Source organism: Kribbella sp. NPDC050470 (assembly GCF_044458365.1).
Lineage (GTDB): Bacteria > Actinomycetota > Actinomycetes > Propionibacteriales > Kribbellaceae > Kribbella.
Genome location: NZ_JBITHV010000011.1, coordinates 136,767 through 151,604, shown reverse-complemented (window position 1 = coordinate 151,604; position 14,838 = coordinate 136,767). Strand labels below are relative to the sequence as shown.

Genomic DNA, 14,838 nt, shown 5'->3' with positions numbered 1-14,838 from the left:
GACGTGTCACCCGACCAGCTGCCGGGCTTCCTCCCACTTCTCCAGAAGCTGCTCAGCCGTGTCGGCGTCTGTCAGCACTTGCCCGAGAGACGCCGCGAAGAGGTCCAAATCGGCCACTAGCTCCGGGCTGCCGACCGCCCTCAGCGCTGAGGTGAGGCGTCGTACCGCCTCTGCTCGGTCCACGCCCGCCAAACGCCGCGGGATCTGGAAATCCGGATCGCGCACGCTGCGAACGATAGCCGCCAAATACGCCGGTCCACCGCTGCGATGCCAGGCGATGGTGAACCGGCGATGGTTCTCGACCAGGTCAAGGCACTCGTCTCGATGCCGCGCCACGAGCCTCAGCAATTCGCGCCCACCCGGCGTCTGCCTGAGTCGCTCGGCCACGTCGGCGTATGGCGTACTGACCGGAACCGGACGGTCGGAGTCGATCCAGTCCCGCACGGTGTAGGCGGCGTCCGGGTCGGTCGGGATCACGTCGATGTGGAGCACCAGCATCACCTCGTCGAACGGGATGCCGAAGCCCTCTCGGCCGTTGCCCTTGTTGTGCAGCACGCAGACCATGCCGGTCGCGAGGCTGACATAGACCGAGCCCGAATCGCCCTTGTTGCTCATCCGTGGGAAGGGGTCGAGCGGAGAGATCTCCACCCGGCCCGGGTCGATGTCGGTGATCATGCCCCGGGTCAGCCCGGTACGAGCGCCGACCTTCCAGACCTCATCGAGTACGACCGGCGCGGCCGAACCCTCGATCCGGCCCTCGAGCTCGGTGGTGCCGTCCGCACGCAGGATCCGCCGGATCTTGGGTGCGTAGGCGATGTCGGAGTCGAGTTCGGCGATCGCGCAGTCCAGGTCCTCGTCGTAGTCGAGGACCTCGCCGATCTTGCCGCAGGCGCAGCAGCACGACTCGCGCCACCGCGGCTGGCCGACGCCGTCGCCGATGTCACCGCCGGGATCGATCAGGACATGCCAGTTGCTGAGCAGGACGACCCGGTCGTCGTTCGTACGGCGGCAGAAGCAGCCAAGGGTTCCGGTGCCTCCGGCAACTTCCGCGCCGATCCGGGACCCGCCGACCTCGGGCGAGTAGTCCGTGTGGTCGTTCTCGTCGTTGAAACCGATCTCGTTCACCGGCAGCCGCTTCACCACCACGTCGGTCGGCACTCCGGCGATCTCGCGCGGCACGATCTGGTCGGGCGGCAGCTCGGACTCGGGCAGCTTCTCGTCCACATGGACGCGGAACACGAACTCCTCGACGATCTCGCCGGCCCGCTCCCGGGCACCGACGGCAACGCGGGAGACGCCCGGAATCCGCATCAACTCCTCGCGTACGGCGGGCAGCAACGCCTTCAGACGTTCGGTCTCGGCCTTCTTCTCCTCGTAGCTCGTCATCGCGCACTCGCCGGAATCCGAAGGCGGTCGAGGATGTCGTCCACGCTGGATCCGGCCCCGAACGCAGCGGCCAACGACGGTCCGAACTCCCGCAGATCCGACCGAAGGTCGTCACTCGCTTCAGCAGCGAGTGCGAGCTCGATCCGCCGCAGCGCCTCCGCACGGTCGACTCCATCGATCTGGTCGGGGATCCGGTAGATCGGGTCCCGGGAGCTTCTGCCCAGGCTGGCAAGCCAGGCCGGACCGCGGCCGCGATGCCACGCCACCGTGAACTCGCGCCGCCGATTCACCAACTCCAGGCACTCCTGCACGTGCCGCTCGGCGACCCGCAGGAGGGTACGACCGGCCTCGTCCTCGCGCAGCCGTGCCACCAGGCTGTCGAAGGGCGATGCCGTCGGCAACGGAAAGAGCTCCTCGCCGTCCTCGTCGTACGCCTCGGTGTAGACCGCCGCCGGATCGCTCGGAATGAGTGAAATGTTGAGCACCGCCAGGACGTCGGTCATCTTCTTCATGACGCCGGTCAGCCCGTCGTCGGCCGTGATCGCACGCAACAGCCCAACGACCATGCCGGTCGCCTCCTCCACCACGACGGACCCCGAGTCGCCGGGTTGGGCGAAGGTGCTGAACGCTGGATCGACTGCGATCTCGATGTCAGTCAATCCGGGATTGATCACCGAGACCTTGCCCCGGGTCAGGCCCGTCGTCTTGCCAACCTTCCAGACGACCCGCCCCATCACCGGCGGTGCCACACCGAGAATCAGGCCTTCTTCCTCCACTGTTCCGTCGGTCTTCTTGATCCGGCGGATCTTCGGGAAGAACTTGACGTCCGACTTGACCGAAGCGATCGCGCAATCGAGGTTCTTGTCGGATTTGAGCACGGTGCCCATCTCGTTGCACGTGCAACAGCAACTCGCGTCGTACCGGGGCTGCCCAACGCCTGATCCCACTTCGGCGATTCCGTCGAGCAGAACGTGGTGGCAGCTGAGCAGGACCACGCTGTTGTCGTCATTCCGCCTGCAGAAGCAACCGAGCGTCCCTGGCCTCCCGCCGTCCGCGCTGATCGAGACTCCCCCGACCTTTGTCCCGTAGTTGCGCTTGTGGTCCTCATCTCCAAAGCCCAGCAGCGGAATCGGCTCCGTGAACTCCACGACATCAGTCGGTACGCCCCGGATGGACTCGGGAATCAGCTGGCCGGAAGGTACCTCCGACCGCGGAAGCTTGCTGCGCACCGAGACGACGTACACGGCCTCGTCCTCGATCCGGCCGGCGCGGCGGCGCAGCCCGACGCCGACCTCGACGACGCCCGGGATCCCGAGCAGCTCGTCGCGCACCTCGTCGTACGAGGCCATCAGGCGATCCTGAACAGCCGCCCAATCCTGGCTGGCCACGCATCCTCCCCCTTGAGAATGCGACTCCGCCGAGGGATCCCGGCGGACACGCGATTTTCATCGTGGCCCACCACCACACCTCTCAGCAACCCCTCGCAACCGAACCCAAGGTCGTTGAGAAACAAATACTTGTACACCGAATGGATTCACGCCGTGGCCTGGACTCCACCCCACGCTGGTGCCATTCTTCGACACTAGGGGCGGGTGCGATGGCAGACTTCGTGGTGGACGTGCATTGTCACGTGTTCAATGCGGATGACCTTCCGGTACGGGGCTTCGTGCAGCAATTGCACTTGCACACGCCTGCTCTGGGACCGTTGCTGGCGACCTTGATCGATCGCGTCGTGCAGGGCGCCGCGCCGGGATACGCCGAAGACATGGCGCGAATCCGGCGCCTGCTCGCGACCGGCGACGAGACCGTTGCCGACGTACTTGGCCCAGAGACCTTCGGATCCGGCGCGGGACTGGAACTCGAGAGTCAAACGGACATTGCCTTCGACGATCTGCTGGCCCAGGACCCCATCTTCGTCCGGCGATTGAGCAGCGCTCTGGAGACTGAAGTACGTCGTACCGGCACCGGCACCGAGGTCGCTACGCTGTCCGCCGAGGGGTGGACCGATCGCCTCGCCGATGCCCGCCGCGCGGTCAGATGGGCCAAGCTGTTCGGTCAGTCTCGGCTCGACCTCGCTGCCGGATTGGTGCGCAACTCCTCGGCGCAGGTGAACCTGTTCTGCCCGTTGCTCGTCGATCTCGACACCGGGCTGGGTGATCGGGCGAAGACGACGCTCCGCCAGCAGGTCGAGTTGTTCGAGGGCATCAGCAGCTTGAGCATGCTCGGCCGGCTGCCTGGTGTCGACAACGCGAGGTTGCATCCCTTCATCGGCTTCGACCCGCGCCGTCAGGTCAACGCGGTGCTCTCGGGTCTGGCCGAAACGCCGTTCGACGTGGTCAAGTCGGCAGTCCTGGAGCACGGGTTCGTCGGCGTGAAGGTCTATCCACCGATGGGATGGAGGCCGCTAGGCAACAAGGCGACCATCGACATGACCCCCACCGAGGCCGAGCTGGTCGACCGGGAACTGCGGAAGTTCTACGACTGGTGTCAGACCGAGCAGGTCCCCATCACTGCCCACGCGAACCGATCGAACTATGCCGACGACAGCTTCAAGGACTTCGCCGGGCCGGTCGGCTGGACCCAGGCCCTGCGGGAGTTTCCCAACCTGCGAGTCAATCTCGGCCACTTCGGCGGAGCCCGTGCGAACGAGCCCGCCTCGGGCTGGCCTTGGCGGCTGGCGAAGCTCGCAGTGGCGAACGAGCACGTGTACGCCGATGTCGGCAACCACCGCATCGATGACGCCGGCATCGCGCGCGCCTACTTCACGATGCTCGGCGAAATGATGGCCGCGACCGCGAAGACCGCACCGATGACCGACCGCTTGATGTTCGGCTCCGACTGGTTCATGCAGGCCCTGCTGCCGGCTCACGACCAGTTCCTCGACAGCTATCGCACGCAGTACCGCAAGACATTCGGCGTCGCCGCCACACAGCGATTCCTCGGCCGGAATGCCCTGCGTTTCCTCGGCTTCGAGGACCCCGGCAACCGCAACGCGATGCGGCTGCGGCAGCGATACCAATTGCTCGCACCAGATCGGATTCCCGACTGGCTCTCTTGACACCTGCTCAACACTTTCTTGGGGGGAACATGGCAACCGCACCAGAGCGGCGCGCGGCCATCGCCGACGCACGCGCGACGGTCCGCTCGCTGTATGGCAGCGATCTCGAATCGAAGTCCACCGACGAGTTTTGCCTGACGATCAGTCTGAGTCGACCATCAGTCGCGCCGGGCTTCGGCTTGGAGGCCATTGCTCGCCCGGCGCCAGCCGGCCTGCCCGCCATTCCCACAGTGGTCGAGTTCGCCGCGCCGACCACGCCGCCGCGGCTCCCGATTCCCCGGGAGCTGTCGAACTGGTCGGCCATCGGCACGGAGACCCACGCGGACAGTTCGGTCGCCTATCCGAACACGACGATGCTCCGCAGCGCACTGGTCCACACCGCCCGCACGTCGGCGTACCAAGTGGTCGGCGAGGTCTACAACGAGATCGAAAGACTCTCCGGTACGTCGCTGGGACCAGCGCCTGAGGTGGTTGGAGTCCCGCAGATCCCGACCCTGGTCACCCAGATCTGCTGGCTGAACCACACCTTGCGCACTTGGGCAGGCCCCGAGGTCCTGGCGGACGTCTGCGCCGATCGCAGCGTCACTTCGGTCGACGTTCCCCGCCGACTCGAAGCCGACGCCGATACCCGCAACCACAACGCGATCGGCTACCCGGCGTTCTTCACGGCCGAGCACCTCACCGGTAAGGGCATCACTGTCGCGGTCATCGACACAGAGGTGGCGCTGATGCACCCCGCACTCCGTGGCCGGGTTGTCCAACGCCGGAACTTCACCGCCGAGCCATGGGGCAACCCAAGCAGCCACGGTACGGCGGTCGCGGGGATCATCGCGGCGGACGATATCGACAACGGGGGCATCGCGCCCGGTGCGACCATCTACAACTACAAGGTGCTCGCGACGAGCCACCTGCTCAACGGTGACAGCTTCAGCGGCGGCCTCGCGATCCAGCAGGCGCTGGAGGATGGGGCAGCGATCGCGAACTGCTCGTGGGGTGCCGGATCGGTCACCAACACCAAGAGCCCGGAAGCCGTCGCTGCGGAAGCTGCGTGGGCGCTGGGAATGGTTGTGGTCAAGAGCGCGGGCAACCGAGGTCCGGGACGAGCGACGATGACCCGTCCTGCCGAGGCCGACGGGATCATCGTTGTCGGCGCGACGGATCTCGATGGCAAGGCCGTCGAGGACTACAGCAGCCGTGGACCGGCGGGACCGCGGCCCGGACCGGATGTCGTCGCTCCCGGCGGCGGCGCCGGGGGCAACATCGCGGCATGCCTCGTGGCCGGCGGCTTCGGAGACGCAGGCGCCGGGACCAGCTACGCGGCTCCGCACGTATCCGGCATGCTGGCTCTCTGGCTGGAGAAGGACCCGGCACTCGATCCAGGCCAGCTGCGCGACAAGCTCGTCAGCGAAGCCAAGCGGATCTCCCGCGGCACGGTATCGGCGAAGGGCAAGGGGTTGGCCCAGTTCGCTTAGTCCTCGGCTTCCAGCTTCGCCGCGAGGTCCAGAGCTACGACGTGATCGTCGGCGGCCAGGTCGTCGACCTGTTCGGCCCGGAGCCTGGTGCGAATGGTCGAGTTGATCCACGCGGTGTCGATGATCTCGCCACCGGATGAGGCGATCCGTTCGCTCATCGAGGCGACTTCACGCTCGAACCGCTGCTTGGCGACAGCGATCTTCTCACCCCGGCTGCCCTCGGCGGGAAGCTCGGGTGGCGCTAGCTCGACCACGACCTCGACGTCCTGCTTCGAACCGGCGTCATCGAGCTTCGCCCGCAGGCGTGGACTGACCTTCTGATCCGCCTGGTCGCTCATCGACTGCCTCCGGTCTCCCTCCCATCGACAATACCCGCTCGGCCTTGAGCAGCCCTGTTCCGGCCGCAGTACGGTACGCAAGCTGCTCGGTGTCGGCTTCCCCCGGTGAGCTGAGCAAGGTCGACACCGCTGCTCGGCGAGATGAAGGCGGATGCTCCGCCGGAGAGGATCGCCGCCGCCGTGGCCGACGTACGCAAACCCAGCTGCGGTCCGGTGCCATTCCCCTCGGCGATGGGGTGTACCGCGTCGGCGTACCTGCCGCAGCGTGGCTGACGACCTGGCGGTGCCGCCGACTCTCGAAGAGATCAAGCAGCAGCTGCTGGCCGTCGCCGGGACGGACTTCGGCGTGCATTCAGCGCGCTAGCTCTCGCGTTTCGGCGACGCCACCCGGCTGGCCGAGCGCTACCGGACCGGCCGGGTACTGCTCGCCGGCGACGCGGCGCACATCCATCCGCCGGTCGGAGGGCAGGGCCTCAACCTCGGCGTCCAAGACGCGTTCAACCTCGGGCTCGAAACTGGCCGCTGAGATCAACGGCTGGGCGCCCGCAGATCTGCTGGACAGCTGCCACACAGAAACGGCATCCGGTGGCCGCCGACGTACTGGAGAACACCAGTCGTCGAGGCCGCACCAGCCGACTCCTACAGCGCGATCCGCACTCAGTTGGCGATGGCCCGCTGCGTCGGCCAGATTGATCCACACGACTGGCAGGAACGTCGCTGGCCCTCTTCCGGCCGGCTGCACCTCCATCACACGGATCGTCGCGTCACAACACTCACCACCCCAGGACCTACCCTCCAGATCCCCGGCGGACTCGGTGCCAGCCAGGAATGGATCGACGCCGCCAGCACCGGCTACACATTCCTCGCCGTCGTACCTCCAGAGACCACGACAACCCGTCACGAGCCGGGCGATGCCGATCCCATCGGTTTCCTGCTCGCCGACCTTGCCCATTCGCAGCGGCTCACCGCGGGCCTAGCCATCACCACAAACGAACCTAGCAGGACCTAGGCGGAGCCTCGTGGTCACTGTCCGGAATGCACATGAATGCCATTCGTATGCCCCGCAGGCCTCAATCCGTCCGGGCCGTGGCTCGTTTCATGCCTCCGACGGATCAGCCGACCCTGGATCACTGTCCTGCTGCCAAACCTGATGCATCGTCGCCTCGTACTCCTCGAACGGCTCCATGCCGGCTGCCGCCCGTCTCGCAGCGAGACCGCTTGGATCCTCGATCGGTTGCGGTTCGAGGCCATTGCCGTGGTCAACGAACTGCGTCCCGTACAACTGCGGCAGGCCAGTGTTGACCCGTACCCGGTCCTCCAGGTAGCCGAACAACCGCGCGGACGCCTCCCCTGCAGCCACTGCCGCTCCCATCAACCGACGAATCAACACTTCGCAACGCTTCCTGCCGTCAGGGCCCGGCGCGATGCAGAGTCAGTCGTCGAGCCACTCATCCCCGTCGACGTCCCGATGCGGACCTTGGTGGTAGCCGAGCAGACATGGTTCCTAGCTGCGAGGGTTCCGGCCGTCGCACTCGATCTCCTGCGCTGAGCGGAGCGCCGGCCACTCGCCCGTGCTCTGCCTGGTCACATCCACTTCCCGTCCTCCGATCACAACCATCACCTGGATCGGCCAGGGCGACGGGGCATGAGACCGAACACCGCCGGTGCGCGGTAGGCGCTCACCCACCGCCCTGACCGTGCTCCAAATCTGCCGCCCGGCAGCGCGTAGGAACCACCGAGGCAGGCAGTGACCATTGACCCCAAACCTCCCCGCACAACGGGGAGGTTGTGTCAACATGCGCACGTGACTATCGACACTGGCTCCCGTCCTGCCAGGGCGAGCAGTCTGCGCCAGGAGCGCCGAGACTGGGCAACCGAACTGCGCGCCCAGGGATCAACCTGGGTCGAGATAGCGGACGCCTTCGCCGACCGGTACGGCGTGAACCCACGGGTCGCGTTCCGCCTCGCCCACGACTGGAGCCAGCGCGACGCAGCCGACCAATGGAATCATCACTGGCCAGACGACCCCAAGACCTTCAAGAACTTTCTCCTACTGGGAGCAATGGCCCGCACCAACCGGCTACGCGCCGTCTCTCGACGTCCTCGCCCGGCTGGCACAGCTCTACCAGTGCGCGTCGCCGACCTCGTCATCGACCTCGCCGACCACTCAAACCTCGACACGGCATGGGCCACGAGCGGCAATCTCAGTGGCCTCTGGCTCTCCCGGTACAGCTACTTCTCCTCCGGCCGCGCCGCCAACCTGCACGGCGAACACACCATCCGCCTCCACCACGCCGGCAGCCGGCTCCGCGGCACCAACGACCCCGCCGACGGCGAATCGCGCCTCACGCTCGACCTGTCGGTCAGCGGAGCCATCGCCACCGGAACCTGGAAAACGATGTCGTCCTCCAGGAACGCACCGCCCTTCAGCACCGGAACCCCAACCACCAACTGATCCGCCCGCGCACCCGCGGCCACACCGGCGAGCGTTCCACCGGTCCCGACCGCACAGAACAGGACATCCACGGAGGCGTCCAGCTTCGCCGGCAACTCTGCACATCCGCGGACGGCGTCAGCGTTACTCCCACCCTCCGGGATCAGGTAGAAGTCGCCGAACTCTCGATGCAACGCACCGATCACAGCATCCGAGGTCTTCGCCCGGTACGTCGTCCGTTCCAAGTACGTCAGCCGCATCCCCCGCGACACCGCATACTGCAACGACGAGTTCAACGGCAGGTGTTCCTCACCCCGGATCACCCCGATCGTCTCGAACCCGCAGTACGCCCCCACCGCAGCAGTCGCCCTGATGTGATTCGAATACGCCCCACCAAACGTCAGCAGAGTCCCGAACCCGAGCTCCCGAGCCGTCGCGAGGTTGTACTTCAACTTCCGCCATTTGTTGCCCGGCACTTCCGGATGAATCAGATCATCCCGCTTCAGCACAACCCGCACCCCGGCAACACGCAGCCGGTGATCCTCAATCTCAACCACCGGCGACGGCAACCGAAGCTCCCCGAGCACGCCTTCCTCCACCACGCCAGCATGGCGCGCCACCGCGAGTCCACCTTCCTCAAACGCACGCCGCCCGCGACTGGAACGGCTACCTCGCCGACCGCGCACGCTGACCCGAACTCACCCCAACTCGAATACGACCCCTCCACCAACATGCGGCGATCTGCAACGGGCATTTCGGCACCTTCGCGGGCCGGACGTTGAGTCATTCATGGACGATCTTCCACCCCCGTTTGGGCCCGATTTAAGCGCGCGCCAGCACGTGTGAGCACTGCGGAGACACCTACACCGCGGCCAGATTCGACCAACGGTTCAAGGCGCCAACGCGACGCTGCGCGCGGCCCTCTCCCGCGCGCAGGTGCGCCTGATCAGCGTTCTCAGCCGGTACGGCCGGCAGGATCTGATCGACGGTTCTTGGCGCTGACCTGTGCTGTGAAGAGACGACGATCGCACTCGGTCGACTACCAGCTTTCGGGCCTGGATCCGGCGCGCGAACTCGGGATCCCGCGTACATCGGCCTCGTCGATATCAGCTGGTTCGGGTACGCCAGGCCAACGAGGCGGCCACCGCGTCGAACGCGATCACGCAGAGCGCTCTGGACGAGGCGCGGGCGGCTCGCAAGATTCAGTACGACGACTGGCACTGGCAAGCGACGCCCAACTCGTCCTCGAGCTGGACAGGAAGGGCACGAGCGCGTGCGGCACGCGCTCGAGTTCGGCGGCGACCGCGACATCGACGCAGGCAAGCTCACGCCCGCCACCGGGTACGACGAGAAGGCTATCTCCCGTCGAGGCTGGTACGGCCGCCGTCAAAAGGATCTGGCGACTCCGTGCGTGCCCACGGCCTCGCGCTCAGCCAGGTCGCTCAGGGAGAGAACGCCAGCCGGAGCGCTGAGCTGACCCGCGCGATGCTGCGCTTGATCAATTGGGCGATCACCCGGTCTTGGGGGCACTGCGGACCTCGCCGCTTACCACCTTCGTCTCCCACGACACGGCGGCCAGAGGCCTCCCGGAGGCGTCTGCGAGCTCGCCGACCCTCGCTCGGTGCTGGTGGTGGGTTCTTGGCGTAGTTGGTCGGTTGTTTGGCCCGATTGCCGCGATCTTTGCGGCCAGGTCCGGGTGGTGTTCCGGCAGGTGCGCCTCGGCATTGGCGAGCGGGTCGAGCAGGGTGGCGGTGTCGTTGTTGCCGAGTGCCTGGTGGATCCGGTTCGCGGCGTCTTGGGCGGCGGTGTCGAGGCCTGGCAGGCCGGTGATTTGGCCGGCGAGCCGGCGCAGCCCGGCGGCGTTCCCGCGGGCCCATTGCGTGACAGCGCGCTGGCCACGGCCTCGTCGCCGGCGTGAGCGAGTCGTCGGTCACCTCCTCGAACTCAGTATGCGTCAGCGATTGGACGACATGCCTACTTGTCATCATTCCGTTGACATGTTATAAGGGAAGTGCGTGTTGACACCACCGTGAATCGATCACTCAGGAGGTGCAGGACGATGTTGATGCGCACCGACCCGTTCCGTGAGTTCGACCGGCTGGCCCAGCAGGTGTACGGCGGCCAGGCGCCGGGGACGTGGTCACGGCCGACTCCGATGCCGATGGACGCCTACCGGCAGGGTGACCAGTACGTCATTTCGTTCGATCTTCCCGGGGTCTCGCCGGACGCGATCGATCTGGATGTGGAGCGCAACGTGCTGACGGTGAGGGCCGAGCGCCGGCCGCTCGAGCTGGGTGAGGGCGTGGAGATGCAGGTCGCCGAGCGTCCGCTCGGGGTGTTCTCCCGGCAGTTGTTCCTCGGTGAAACCTTGGACGCCGACCACATCGAGGCCGGCTACGAGGACGGCGTGCTGACGCTGAAGATCCCGATCGCCGAGCAGGCCAAGCCGCGCAAGATCGCGATCGCCGACAGCGGCCACAAGCAGATCGACGCCTGACCAGCAACCTGACGCCGCCGTGGATCGGCGGGCACTTGTCGTTGAGGTGAGATCCGATGAGGGCGAGTGGTACCCAGCAAAAACTCGACGATGCCGAGGTCTTCGTCGACCTCGTGCTCGGCGACGACGAGCTGGTGCGCGCCGAGTTCGATGCCCTCATCGCCGCGTGCTGGGAAGCCCCGTGCGGACCGCCCACCCGGCGGCGCAGTCCGTCTGTCGGCGACTGGGCCGAGCGGCCGCCACGCCGGTGGCCGCGCCGTGGCGGCCTCTGGCGTGGTCGCGTGCCGCCGGCCCGGCCCGACGCTCGCCAGCGCGGCCCTCCGCCATACCACAGCAATCACTGACGCACCTGCCAGAAACCACCGTGCAGGAAGGAGGTGAGCCGGTCCCACATCGATCCGACCCCTTGACCCGGTGATGCGGCCGCCCGCCAAGTCACACCCCGACGGCGGCGAGCCAACCCTGGAGCCGCCCCTGTCCTGGCTAGGACGAAAACCAGGCGGGCCGCCGCATCACCGCCGGGTCCCGGCAGCTGTTGAGTGCACGACAGGCCCCGAGATCGAGGCTTCGCAGAGAGGTGGTGAGCGCAGTGAGCAGCCGAGTCGTCCAGCGCCCCGCGGCCGTGCAGTGGCTGCCGGCCGAACCGTTCGCGCACCTCGAGGACATTCACCGCCGGATGAACCAGTTCATGCACGAACTCGCCGCCTGCCAGACGCTGACGGCGTGGACACCGGCGGTCGACCTCGAGGAAACCAACGACGAGTGCGTGATCGAGATCGACCTGCCCGGTGCCACCGCCAGCGACATCGTCGTGGAGCACACTGATCGGTCCCTGTCCGTTCGCGGCCACATCCCCGACCGTGAACACAACGGCGTGATCCGCCAGCACCTGCGCCACACCGGGCCGCTGCACCACACCATCGGCCTTCCCTGCACCGTGCTGGGCGACCGGATCACCGCCACCATGGCCAACGGCGTCCTCACGATCCGCGCCGCAAAGGCCCGGCCCGGCCCCGCGACGCGCATCCACATCGTCGACCCCGACGACCTCCGGGTGGGGGTGCAGCCATGAACGCCCCACCCAACGTTGCACCAACAACGGCATCCGCCATGGACCCGTACGAGATCCTCGGCGTTGCTCCCACAGCGACCGAGGACGACCTCGATCACGCCTTCCGCAGCCTCGTCCGCCAACTCCACCCCGACACCCGCACACCATCAGAACCCGACCCGGACGCCGACGACCGCCTCCACCACCTCCTCAACGCTTACGCCACCCTGCGCGACCCGATCCGCCGCGCCGCCTACGACCGCACCCAGACACCACCACTGGCAGCCACAGCGCGGACTCACCAGCCAGCCACGACCCAGCCCGCGCAGAGCCGGTTCGAACCCGCCATCCGGGTCGGGCCAGTCCATTGGGAACCGGCCAGGCAGACGACCGGCCGAGGGGTCGCACCGAGCCAAGCCACAAGAGCCTCCGATGACATCCGCTGACGACAGCGAAACCTACCGCGGTCGCCACCTGAAAGACCCGCTGGCGACTCCGCGCCGAACCGTTCGCCACCGGCGGCGGAAAGAAACGCCAGGTCAGCCAAGGCGCGACCGTCGCCAACGGACACGGCGTCGACTACATCATCACCACCGCGACCGCTCCACCGCCGGACACAACTCCTACCGCTCCCGCCCAACACAACCTGCCGACCCCCTGACACAGGCCTGATACGGCGCGAGGCCGTCCATCACCTGACCCGGAAGCCCGGTGGCCGACAGACTCGGCAAGTGGTCAGGGCGGCCCGGAGGCGTGCCCGCAAGCCGCAGCCCGGGTACCTCGGGCACGAGGACAACGAGCCCCGGGTGCTGCTGGTCGCCACCACGGTGACACCGACCGAACGCCCTCCTCCACCACTGGAAGGACGACGACCCCCGCTGGTCCCTCCTCACCGACCGTGCCGCAGCCTGACAGTCCCGGACCCGGGCCACGGACCCAGCGCGTATGCAGGTGCTCACCGGCGAGGCAGGCCTGGTCCGCGTGCTCGCGGGAACCAACCGGCAGCCCGGAGGACGAGGCTGGATCTGCCGTGTCGCGGCCCGGCGGTTTGCACCGGACCGCGACACGTCCTCCATACGGCAAGCTGGGTCAGCTGCGGCAGCTCGCTCCGCTGCATGCCTTGAGTTGTTGGAGCCGAGCGTCGAGGCGGGAGACTTGCTCGGCGTACTTGGTGCGGCCGGCTTCGGTCGCCAGCAGGTTGTCGAGCTGGTAGGGGTCTTTGGTGAGGTCGTACAGTTCGTACTCGCGATCGGCTGCGTCGCGTTCGATGTCGTACCAGCGGACGTAGAGGTAGCGTTCGTCGCGGACCGCGCTCCAGGATGGCAGGTCGACCAGGAAGACCTCGGAGAAGACGTCGGACGCAGGATCGGGAACGTACTCCTGATAGACCCCGTCGTTGCCTCGGGGGCCTGGGCCGCCGTACTCGGCGAGGAAATCGGTGCGCCAATCGGTGACCTTCTCACCGCGCAACTGCGGAGCGAGTGAGCGGCCGTCGACGTCGGAGGGAATCGGCAGGCCGGCGAGTTCCAGGAAGGTGGGTGCGAAGTCGGTGGACAGGGCGAGGTCGTCGCTGGTGCCGTGGGGTACGCCGGGGCCCGTGATGACCATGGGTACGTCCATGGACTCCTCGTACGGGGCCATCTTCTGGACGAGGCGGTGGGCGCCGAGGTTGTAGCCGTTGTCGGAGGTGAACACGATGTAGGTGTTGTCCAGCTCGCCCGTTCGTTCGAGGGTGGCGAGGATGTCGGCGACCATGTCGTCGAGGGCGAGGAGTGATCCCATCCGGTTCTGGTGGTCCTTGTCGTTGGTCGCGGCGACGGTGAGCGAACGTTGGGCGGCACTGGTTCGGAGCCAGGTCGGTTTGTCGCTGACGTCGTCCTCCTGGAAGTTCGGCAGGTGCGGCGCCTCGTCGTCGGTGAACTGGTTGTCGGCGTAACGCGGTGGTGCCGCCATGGGCAGGTGCGGCGCGGTCGCGGCGGCGTACCAGAAGAACGGTTGTCCGCTGCTGGATGCGTCGGTGATGAAATCGACCGACTTGTCCGCGACGACATCGACCTGGTAGTCGTCGGGGTCGGACCCGTACTCGACCATCTTGCCGTTCTCGTTGAGCGTGTAGTCGTAGCCCGTGTACAGGGACTTGGTGACGCCGGCGTTCCAGTCGTCCCAGCCGGGTGGTATGTGGGTGGGGTCGTCCTCGAGGCCGTTGAGGTACTTGCCGGCCATGCCGGTGCGGTAGCCGGAGTCGTGGAGCTGCTTGACGAACGTCTTGTCTTCGTTGCCGTGTGCAACGAATGACGCGTAGCCGCCTTCGTCGCCGGAGTTGGTGAGAACGTGGGTGTTGTGCCCGTACTTGCCGGTCAGGATCGAGCCGCGTGCCGCGCAGCAGATCGGCATCGGCGCGAACGTGTTGGCGAACGTCATACCGCGCTTGGCCAGCAGTGACTCCGTCTTCGGCATTGCGTCCCAGTACGGCGTTGTCCGCGCGTCGAGGTCGTCGGCGAGGATCATGACGATGTTGGGGCGTTCGGTGGCCGCGGTGGCGCCGGGTGGGCGGGCCGGGCCAAGGGCGGCTGCGCCGGCGACGGCCGCTGTCAGAGCCATC

The 14,838-nt window shown here is 66.9% G+C and carries 15 protein-coding genes and 1 pseudogene; 10 read left to right on the top strand and 6 right to left on the bottom strand.

Annotated elements, in window-relative coordinates:
* Positions 1-6 precede the first annotated feature (6 nt).
* Together ACIBGM_RS32160 and ACIBGM_RS32155 are read right to left on the bottom strand one after the other, a co-directional pair.
* Entirely contained in the window at positions 7-1,386 is a 1,380-nt protein-coding gene (locus ACIBGM_RS32160) for a hypothetical protein (RefSeq protein WP_360520273.1), read from the bottom strand.
* On the bottom strand, positions 1,383-2,735 hold the full coding sequence (locus tag ACIBGM_RS32155) for a hypothetical protein (protein ID WP_360520275.1): 1,353 nt from the start codon (positions 2,733-2,735) through the stop codon (positions 1,383-1,385). The genes ACIBGM_RS32160 and ACIBGM_RS32155 overlap by 4 nt, the downstream gene beginning before the upstream one ends.
* A 101-nt stretch (positions 2,736-2,836) precedes the next feature.
* Here ACIBGM_RS32155 and ACIBGM_RS32150 point away from each other — a divergent pair, with 101 nt between their 5' ends.
* Positions 2,837-4,444, top strand: coding sequence for an amidohydrolase family protein (locus ACIBGM_RS32150; RefSeq protein WP_360520277.1), 1,608 nt, complete (start codon positions 2,837-2,839; stop codon positions 4,442-4,444).
* 29 nt (positions 4,445-4,473) lie between these two features.
* On the top strand, positions 4,474-5,916 hold the full coding sequence (locus ACIBGM_RS32145) for a S8 family serine peptidase (RefSeq protein WP_360520279.1): 1,443 nt from the start codon (positions 4,474-4,476) through the stop codon (positions 5,914-5,916).
* Here ACIBGM_RS32145 and ACIBGM_RS32140 read toward each other — a convergent pair.
* Positions 5,913-6,254 (bottom strand): hypothetical protein, encoded by a 342-nt coding sequence (locus ACIBGM_RS32140; RefSeq protein ID WP_360520281.1) that lies wholly within the window; start codon positions 6,252-6,254, stop codon positions 5,913-5,915. The genes ACIBGM_RS32145 and ACIBGM_RS32140 overlap by 4 nt on opposite strands.
* A gap of 391 nt (positions 6,255-6,645) precedes the next feature.
* Between ACIBGM_RS32140 and ACIBGM_RS32135 the strand changes: the two genes are divergently transcribed.
* Positions 6,646-6,780, top strand: coding sequence for an FAD-dependent monooxygenase (locus ACIBGM_RS32135; RefSeq protein WP_396387814.1), 135 nt, complete (start codon positions 6,646-6,648; stop codon positions 6,778-6,780).
* Positions 6,781-7,350: 570 nt separating this feature from the next.
* On the opposite strand, the gene ACIBGM_RS32130 is transcribed toward ACIBGM_RS32135, so the two are convergent.
* Positions 7,351-7,614 (bottom strand): DUF6624 domain-containing protein, encoded by a 264-nt coding sequence (locus tag ACIBGM_RS32130; RefSeq protein WP_360520283.1) that lies wholly within the window; start codon positions 7,612-7,614, stop codon positions 7,351-7,353.
* A gap of 444 nt (positions 7,615-8,058) precedes the next feature.
* Between ACIBGM_RS32130 and ACIBGM_RS32125 the strand changes: the two genes are divergently transcribed.
* Positions 8,059-8,709 (top strand): hypothetical protein, encoded by a 651-nt coding sequence (locus ACIBGM_RS32125; protein WP_360520630.1) that lies wholly within the window; start codon positions 8,059-8,061, stop codon positions 8,707-8,709.
* 59 nt (positions 8,710-8,768) lie between these two features.
* Here ACIBGM_RS32125 and ACIBGM_RS32120 read toward each other — a convergent pair.
* Positions 8,769-9,197: pseudogene (locus tag ACIBGM_RS32120) on the bottom strand (1-aminocyclopropane-1-carboxylate deaminase/D-cysteine desulfhydrase); the annotation flags it as partial.
* On the opposite strand from ACIBGM_RS32120, the gene ACIBGM_RS32115 reads away from it, so the two are divergent.
* The 6 genes from ACIBGM_RS32115 (at position 9,171) to ACIBGM_RS32090 (ending at position 12,682) form a co-directional block, all read left to right on the top strand.
* On the top strand, positions 9,171-9,470 hold the full coding sequence (locus tag ACIBGM_RS32115; RefSeq protein ID WP_396387818.1) for a hypothetical protein: 300 nt from the start codon (positions 9,171-9,173) through the stop codon (positions 9,468-9,470). The pseudogene ACIBGM_RS32120 and the gene ACIBGM_RS32115 sit on opposite strands and share 27 nt — an antisense overlap.
* Positions 9,471-10,309: 839 nt before the next feature.
* Positions 10,310-10,606 carry a hypothetical protein gene (locus ACIBGM_RS32110; protein ID WP_396387677.1) on the top strand — a complete coding sequence of 99 codons (297 nt, stop codon included), beginning with the start codon at positions 10,310-10,312 and terminating at the stop codon, positions 10,604-10,606.
* Positions 10,607-10,747: 141 nt separating this feature from the next.
* Positions 10,748-11,185: an Hsp20/alpha crystallin family protein gene (locus ACIBGM_RS32105; RefSeq protein ID WP_360520287.1), complete on the top strand. Its 438-nt coding sequence runs from the start codon at positions 10,748-10,750 to the stop codon at positions 11,183-11,185.
* Positions 11,186-11,241: 56 nt separating this feature from the next.
* Positions 11,242-11,529 carry a hypothetical protein gene (locus ACIBGM_RS32100; protein WP_396387676.1) on the top strand — a complete coding sequence of 96 codons (288 nt, stop codon included), beginning with the start codon at positions 11,242-11,244 and terminating at the stop codon, positions 11,527-11,529.
* A gap of 245 nt (positions 11,530-11,774) precedes the next feature.
* A complete protein-coding gene (locus ACIBGM_RS32095; protein ID WP_360520290.1) occupies positions 11,775-12,257 on the top strand; it encodes an Hsp20/alpha crystallin family protein in 483 nt (160 codons plus the stop codon).
* On the top strand, positions 12,254-12,682 hold the full coding sequence (locus ACIBGM_RS32090) for a J domain-containing protein (protein WP_396387675.1): 429 nt from the start codon (positions 12,254-12,256) through the stop codon (positions 12,680-12,682). The genes ACIBGM_RS32095 and ACIBGM_RS32090 overlap by 4 nt, the downstream gene beginning before the upstream one ends.
* A 643-nt stretch (positions 12,683-13,325) precedes the next feature.
* On the opposite strand, the gene ACIBGM_RS32085 is transcribed toward ACIBGM_RS32090, so the two are convergent.
* Positions 13,326-14,837: a sulfatase gene (locus tag ACIBGM_RS32085; protein ID WP_360520294.1), complete on the bottom strand. Its 1,512-nt coding sequence runs from the start codon at positions 14,835-14,837 to the stop codon at positions 13,326-13,328.
* Position 14,838 lies beyond the last annotated feature (1 nt).

Excerpts from the sequence above, each read along its gene's own strand:
- ACIBGM_RS32160 (WP_360520273.1), bottom strand. The coding sequence starts at position 1,386 with ATGACGAGCTACGAGGAGAAGAAGGCCGAGACCGAACGTCTGAAGGCG.
- ACIBGM_RS32155 (WP_360520275.1), bottom strand. The coding sequence starts at position 2,735 with ATGGCCTCGTACGACGAGGTGCGCGACGAGCTGCTCGGGATCCCGGGC.
- ACIBGM_RS32145 (WP_360520279.1), top strand. The coding sequence starts at position 4,474 with ATGGCAACCGCACCAGAGCGGCGCGCGGCCATCGCCGACGCACGCGCG.
- ACIBGM_RS32140 (WP_360520281.1), bottom strand. The coding sequence starts at position 6,254 with ATGAGCGACCAGGCGGATCAGAAGGTCAGTCCACGCCTGCGGGCGAAG.
- ACIBGM_RS32115 (WP_396387818.1), top strand. The coding sequence starts at position 9,171 with ATGAATCAGATCATCCCGCTTCAGCACAACCCGCACCCCGGCAACACG.
- ACIBGM_RS32105 (WP_360520287.1), top strand. The coding sequence starts at position 10,748 with ATGTTGATGCGCACCGACCCGTTCCGTGAGTTCGACCGGCTGGCCCAG.
- ACIBGM_RS32100 (WP_396387676.1), top strand. The coding sequence starts at position 11,242 with ATGAGGGCGAGTGGTACCCAGCAAAAACTCGACGATGCCGAGGTCTTC.
- ACIBGM_RS32090 (WP_396387675.1), top strand. The coding sequence starts at position 12,254 with ATGAACGCCCCACCCAACGTTGCACCAACAACGGCATCCGCCATGGAC.
- ACIBGM_RS32085 (WP_360520294.1), bottom strand. The coding sequence starts at position 14,837 with ATGGCTCTGACAGCGGCCGTCGCCGGCGCAGCCGCCCTTGGCCCGGCC.